Genomic DNA, 6,017 nt, shown 5'->3' with positions numbered 1-6,017 from the left:
CGATCCGAATCAAGGAGTTTAAGATGCGCGGTACGATCGCTTTCATGTCGCTGTTCATCGCTGGCGCTACCTCCCTGTCGGCATTTTCCGCCAGTGCTCAGGACAACACTTGTCTGGCGGAGGTGGACCGGCTTGCCAATTCGCTGGGCATGAAAGGGGAGGCTTCGCCACAGGCGACCGTCCCCCGGAGCGGCGCCAGCAGCGAAAGCCTCGCCCAGTCGGGCGGCGTGATCCAGCCGCCCGACGTCGGCAGCGCCCGCGTGATGGAGCCGCCCAACGGCACCGCCGACGGCATGAACACCGCACCCGCGATGCCCCAGCAGGACGGCGCTCCCCAAGGTACCGTTCCCGGAACCGGCAACGCCCAGCGTGCCCAGATCGAAACGCTGCTGCTGGGAGCCCGCAACGCCGGCCGGCAGGGCGACACCACCCAATGCGAGGAGCGGCTGGAGGAAGCACGCGATCTGGCGCGGGAGAGCGGTGCCGACTCAAGGATGTAGCCGGGTCGCCGCAGGTCGCGTTAGGATACTCCGGTACTCAGTTTAATGAGGGGGTATCCCATGGGTTTCGCGCGCAGGCTCGCCGCAACATTGGCCATGACGGCGGCGGCCATCGCCGTCGTCTCTCCGGCACTGGCCTTCCAGCCCGGCGACAGCCTGCCTCCGGAGATCGCCACCGGTACGCGCCAGAAACCCCTGGTCGAGACCCTTCAGGAAATGGTCGTGACGGCCAATCCGGAGGCCTCGCGCGCCGGTGCGGCCGTCCTGGCGCAGGGCGGAAACGCCATCGACGCCGCCATTGCCGCGCAGCTTGTCCTGGGACTGGTCGAACCGCAGTCCTCGGGCCTCGGCGGCGGAGCCTTCCTGGTCTATTACAATGCGAAGACCGACCGGCTGACCACGCTGGATGGCCGCGAAGCCGCTCCCGGCGGCGCAGACTCCAAGCGGTTCGAGGGGTTCAGCTTGGCGGATGCGGTCGAGAGCGGGTTGTCCACCGGCGTTCCCGGAACTCCGCGCCTGATCGAGGAGATGCATCGCCGTTTCGGCACCCTGCCGCTGGGCGACCTTGCCGGCCGCGCGGTGGAACTGGCGCGCAACGGCTTCGAGATATCGCCGCGCCTTGCCGACAGCATCAAGGCGTCTGACCGTATTCCCGACGACCCGGCGGCCAAGGCCTATTTCTTCAATCCCGACGGCACGCCGAAGGGCGCCGGGACCCTTTTGCGGAACGAGGAGTACGCCCGGTCGGTGATGGCGCTGGTGGACCATGGCAACGCCAATGCGTTCTACTCGGGCCCGATGCGCGACGACATCATAGCGGCGGTCAAGCGGGAGCCGCGCCCCGGCGACCTTGCCGCCGTGGACTTCGACGCCTACCGCGTCAAGGAGCGGGAGCCGGTCTGCGGCAAGTATCGCGGCTACAAGGTCTGCGGCATGGGGCCGCCGTCGAGCGGCGGCATCGCGGTCGCCCAGATCCTGGCGATGCTCGAGCCTTTCGACATGGCGGCCGCCGGTCCAAATACCGCCCGGTCTGTCCATCTTTACACCCAGGCCAACCGGCTGGCCTTCGCCGACCGCAACCGCTACGTCGCCGACGCCGATTTCATCGACGTGCCGGTCAGGGGCCTGCTAGACCCCGGCTATCTCGCGGCCCGCAGCCGGCTTATCGATCCCGACACGGATATGGACGTTGCCGAAGCCGGCGATCCGCCGTTCAAGACCGGACGTTTCCTCGACGGCGTTCACCATGATCTGCCCGCCACCAGCCACATCTCCATCGTGGACAAGGACGGCAACGCCGTGTCGATGACGACGACGATCGAGAGCGCCTTCGGGTCGGGCCGGATGGTTCGGGGATATATGCTCAACAACGAACTGACGGACTTCTCCTTTTCCGCCGGGACTCCGGAACGGCCCGTGGCAAACCGGGTCGAGCCGGGCAAGCGTCCCCGCAGTTCGATGGCGCCGACGGTCATTTTCGATCAGGACGGCAAGCTGAGATACGTCCTCGGCTCTCCCGGGGGGGCCGCGATCATTTCCTATGTGGCCCAGAGCGTCGTGGCATTGATCGACTGGGGCCTGGACCCGCAACAGGTGGCGGCGCTGCCGCATTTCCAGAACAACAACGGCAAGGCGCCCGCGACTCTGCTGGAAGCGGGTACTTCCGTGACGGATTTGGCGTCGGAGCTTGAACGGCGCGGCCACGCCGTGGCCCCGACCGACCTCACCAGCGGCCTCAGCATCATTGCGGTCGGCAACGGCAAACTGCTGGGAGGCGCCGATATCCGGCGCGAAGGTCTGGCCGCCGGGCATTAGCCCCCGGTACGGAGACCGCGGGACGGAGCTCTCCGGTACCGCCTGACGCTTCCTCCAGCGTCCGGTGGCATCTACCCCGAACCGTCCCTCCTTCGATTCGCCCCCAAGTCCGCTCGATGCTCCGTCACCGTCCCCTCCGTTTTGGGGCGGAGGAGGCGTTCGCGCATACGCACGTACCTCGGATTGACTGCAAAACCGATTAGGAATCGTTCAGCGCGCATAGTGCGATATCATTTCTTCCTAGCGCATCCTGAATCAATTCAATCCCAGCGGGCTTTCGAGTACGCATGATTTGGGTGTCGAACTTTTCACGCGGGAATTTTGCGACGCTGCTTCATGGACGGCAGCGTCAGCCGGAATCGTCTTCGGAAAATGCCGATATTTCAGCCTCCACCGTTTTTACTTCGTAGGTATTTGAGTGATGCGCGACGGCGATAGAATTTTCACGACCAAACCCGGCCTTGTCTTGCGTCCGGCGCGGCTTGAAGACGAAGACCTCTTGTTCCGCATCTTCGTCGCTTCCAAGGCGACCGATTTCGACGACATGCCGTTGCCGCAGGCGCAGAAGGACTTCCTGCTGAAACAGCAGCATGTTTCACAGATCTACAATTGGCAGGCGCTGTATCCGACCATGGAGCAGTGGATCATAGAGAGCGACGGCGAACCGGTCGGCCGCCTGATCTTCTCGATCCTGCCGGATTAGATCGTGCTGAACGACCTTGCCATGCTACCGGGAAAGATCGCGGTCGGCGGCGGCAAGACCGTGATCAGGGACGTGATCTTCGCGGAAGCGACGCGATCCGGGAAGATCGCGCGTGCCTCGGTGGCGCCCCTCAACCGCGCGCGCAAGCTCTACGCCCGCTTGGGTGTGACCGAACTGCCACCGACGGGAACTTCGCCGATGGTGTCGCTGGAATGGCGTCCACCGGCGCTTCGTTAGGAAGCGCGCCGATGGGGCAGCGCCACATGGTCAATTGTGGATGACCTGATATTCCTGCATCGGACCGTCCGACTGGATCGGCGCCATGTGCACCTGCCGGAACTCCCGCCCGCTCTCGCTCTTGAAGTCGTAGGCGCCTTCCAGCAGCAGCGTGTCCTTGGGCGTGACGAAGATCAGCTTGAAGGGAATGCGGAAGTCCCGCAAACTCGGCACGCCTTCCGTCAGGCGGATCAGCTTCAACTTGACCGGGTTCGGGACACAATCCGCCCAGAACACGTTCCCCACTTCGCTCCGGAAGGTTTCCACGGTCAGCGACCCGAACACCACCATGACACGCACGCTCCAATTGGTAATCCGAAAGGACTACAACTAACCTCGGAACGCATCGGCGTAAAGAAATAATTCGAATGGGTGGTAACTTGCAGCGCGGATAGGTGTCAGCGGGGATGGGCGTGCTTTAGCGGCTTGGCAAGGTGGTCTGTAAGGATGCCGCGCTGTTCATCCAACCGTCCGGTGACGATGAAGTGGTTGGAACTGGTAATCCGCTTCAAGTCGCCCACGTCGCGCTTTAACTCGGCAACGTCCAATTTGAGGACGCTGACGTCCTGCTTAAGTTCGGCGACGTCCAATTTGAGGACGCTGACGTCTTGCTTAAGTTCGGACATATCCTGCTTCATCAGGGACATATCCTGCTTCATCAAGGACATGTCGTCCCGTAGCTCCGCGAACCCTGAATCCATTTTGGATATCAGTTGCCGTAGCAGGGGCTTCAGTTCTGAGAATTCTTCGGTCATTCGGCCAGCCTATAATCCACAATAAAGTATGGACCATATATCAAGGCGACGCCATTATAATCCGGGTGGGATGGCACACTGTCGCATGCCATCCCGATTTGCCGATTAGCGCTTCAGCAGCGCGCCGATCTCCCCGACGATGCCGCGCCGGAACAGCAGGACGCACACGACGAAGATGACGCCGGTGACCACCGTCACCGGCAGCTGGGTGCCGGCCAGATAGTTCTGCAACGTCACCACCAGGAAGGCGCCGACCACCGGGCCGAAGATGGTTCCCAGGCCGCCCAGCAGCGTCATCAGCACGACCTCGCCCGACATCTGCCACGTGATGTCGGTCAGCGACGCCAGCTGGAACACGATCGCCTTGGTCCCGCCGGCAAGGCCGGCCAGCGCCGCCGACATCACGAACGCCGTCAGCTTGTACTGATCGACCTTGTAGCCCAGCGAGACGGCGCGCGGCTCGTTCTCCCGGATCGCCTTCAGCACCTGGCCGAACGGCGAGTGGATCGTCCGGTAGATCAGCGCGAACCCGGCCAGGAACACCGCCAGCACGAAGTAGTACATCACCAGGTTGTTGCCGAGGTCGAAGATCCCGAACAGGAATCCGCGCGGCACCGCCTGGATGCCGTCCTCGCCGCCGGTGAACTTCAGCTGCAAGGCCAGGAAGAACACCATCTGCGACAGCGCCAGCGTCACCATCGCGAAGTAGATGCCCTGCCGCCGGATCGCGATGACGCCGAACAGCAGCCCGAACCCGGCCGCCGTCGCGACGCCGAGCAGGATGCCGAACTCCGGCGTCAGCCCCCAGACCTTGACCGCATGCGCCGTGACGTAGGCCGCCGAGCCGAAGAACGCGGCATGGCCGAACGACAGCAGCCCGACATAGCCGATCAGCAGGTTGAAGGCGCAGGCGAACAGCGCGAAGCACAGCGCCTTGGCCAGGAACACGGGGTAGAGCTGGAACGGCGCCACCAGCGCCAGCCCGAGCAGCACCGCCAGCGCCGCCCATTTCAGCGTCTGCGAGCCCTGCCGGTGCTGGCCGGGTGCCGTACCGGCGTAGTGGGATTGTGTCGCCATGGCCTATTTCTCCCGTCCGAACAGGCCGGCGGGCTTGATCAGCAGCACCACCGCCATGACGACGAAGATCACGATGTTGGAGGCTTCCGGGTAGAAGACCTTGGTGAAGCCTTCCAGGATGCCCAGCATGAAGCCGGTCAGCACGGCGCCCAGGATCGAGCCCATGCCGCCGATCACCACCACGGCGAAGACCACGATGATCAGGTTCGATCCCATCAGCGGGTTGACCTGGTAGATCGGCGCCGCCAGCACGCCGGCCAGCCCGGCCAGCGCCACGCCGACGCCGTAGGTCGCGGTGATCATGACCGGCACGTTGATGCCGAAGGCCTGGACCAGCACCGGGTTTTCGGTGGCGGCGCGCAGATATGAGCCCAGCTTGGTCCGCTCGATCACGAACCAGGTGCCGAAGCAGACCACGATCGAGCAGACGACGACCCAGGCGCGGTATGTCGGCAGGAACATGAAGCCGAGATTGTAGCCGCCGGCGAGTTCCTTCGGGATCGGGTAGGGCTGGCCTGAGACGCCGTACCAGTGCCGGAACATGCCCTCGATGATCAGGGCGAGCCCGAACGTCAGCAGCAGGCCGTAGAGGTGGTCGAGCTTGTAGAGCCGGCTGAGCATCAGCTTTTCCAGCACGACGCCGATCAGGCCGACGACCAGCGGGGCCAGGATCAGCGCCCACCAGTAGCCGATGCCGGTGAACTTCAACAGCATCCACGCCGCGAAGGCGCCCAGCATGTACTGGGCGCCGTGTGCGAAGTTGATGACGTTGAGCATGCCGAAGATGACTGCCAAGCCGAGGCTCAGCAGCGCGTAGAAGGACCCGTTGATCAGCCCGAGCAGAAGCTGGCCGAACAGGACCTGGGGGGGCACCCCCAGCAGCTCCATCAT

Annotated in this window: 8 protein-coding genes; 4 read left to right on the top strand and 4 right to left on the bottom strand. The window is 63.8% G+C overall.

Annotated features, from left to right (window positions below):
• The 4 genes from AC5JJ6_RS37450 to AC5JJ6_RS37435 all read left to right on the top strand — a co-directional run.
• Positions 1-500: hypothetical protein (locus tag AC5JJ6_RS37450; RefSeq protein ID WP_496046910.1), on the top strand; the 500-nt coding region annotated here is incomplete at its 5' end.
• 60 nt (positions 501-560) lie between these two features.
• Positions 561-2,315, top strand: coding sequence for a gamma-glutamyltransferase (ggt, locus tag AC5JJ6_RS37445; RefSeq protein ID WP_496046909.1), 1,755 nt, complete (start codon positions 561-563; stop codon positions 2,313-2,315).
• 418 nt (positions 2,316-2,733) lie between these two features.
• The gene (locus AC5JJ6_RS37440) at positions 2,734-3,018 is read left to right on the top strand and encodes a GNAT family N-acetyltransferase (RefSeq protein ID WP_496046908.1); all 285 of its coding nucleotides are present in this window, start codon (positions 2,734-2,736) and stop codon (positions 3,016-3,018) included.
• A gap of 3 nt (positions 3,019-3,021) precedes the next feature.
• On the top strand, positions 3,022-3,255 hold the full coding sequence (locus AC5JJ6_RS37435) for a hypothetical protein (protein WP_496046907.1): 234 nt from the start codon (positions 3,022-3,024) through the stop codon (positions 3,253-3,255).
• Between the two features lie 30 nt (positions 3,256-3,285).
• Here the strand turns inward: AC5JJ6_RS37435 and AC5JJ6_RS37430 are convergent, their stop codons facing one another.
• The 4 genes from AC5JJ6_RS37430 to AC5JJ6_RS37415 form a co-directional block, all read right to left on the bottom strand.
• Positions 3,286-3,585 carry a DUF6916 family protein gene (locus tag AC5JJ6_RS37430; RefSeq protein ID WP_496046906.1) on the bottom strand — a complete coding sequence of 100 codons (300 nt, stop codon included), beginning with the start codon at positions 3,583-3,585 and terminating at the stop codon, positions 3,286-3,288.
• Positions 3,586-3,692: 107 nt separating this feature from the next.
• Positions 3,693-4,049, bottom strand: coding sequence for a hypothetical protein (locus AC5JJ6_RS37425; protein WP_496046905.1), 357 nt, complete (start codon positions 4,047-4,049; stop codon positions 3,693-3,695).
• 105 nt (positions 4,050-4,154) lie between these two features.
• The gene (locus tag AC5JJ6_RS37420; protein ID WP_496046904.1) at positions 4,155-5,126 is read right to left on the bottom strand and encodes a branched-chain amino acid ABC transporter permease; all 972 of its coding nucleotides are present in this window, start codon (positions 5,124-5,126) and stop codon (positions 4,155-4,157) included.
• 3 nt (positions 5,127-5,129) lie between these two features.
• On the bottom strand, positions 5,130-6,017 hold an 888-nt coding region (locus AC5JJ6_RS37415; protein ID WP_496046903.1), incomplete at its 5' end, for a branched-chain amino acid ABC transporter permease.

The sequence above is a fragment of the Skermanella sp. genome, from assembly GCF_059503625.1.
The sequence above is the reverse complement of the archived record's forward strand: the minus strand, read 5'-3'. Positions and strand labels throughout refer to the sequence as shown.

Coding starts and splice junctions, on each gene's coding strand:
- ggt (WP_496046909.1), top strand. CDS start 561: ATGGGTTTCGCGCGCAGGCTCGCCGCAACATTGGCCATGACGGCGGCG.
- AC5JJ6_RS37430 (WP_496046906.1), bottom strand. CDS start 3,585: ATGGTGGTGTTCGGGTCGCTGACCGTGGAAACCTTCCGGAGCGAAGTG.
- AC5JJ6_RS37425 (WP_496046905.1), bottom strand. CDS start 4,049: ATGACCGAAGAATTCTCAGAACTGAAGCCCCTGCTACGGCAACTGATA.
- AC5JJ6_RS37420 (WP_496046904.1), bottom strand. CDS start 5,126: ATGGCGACACAATCCCACTACGCCGGTACGGCACCCGGCCAGCACCGG.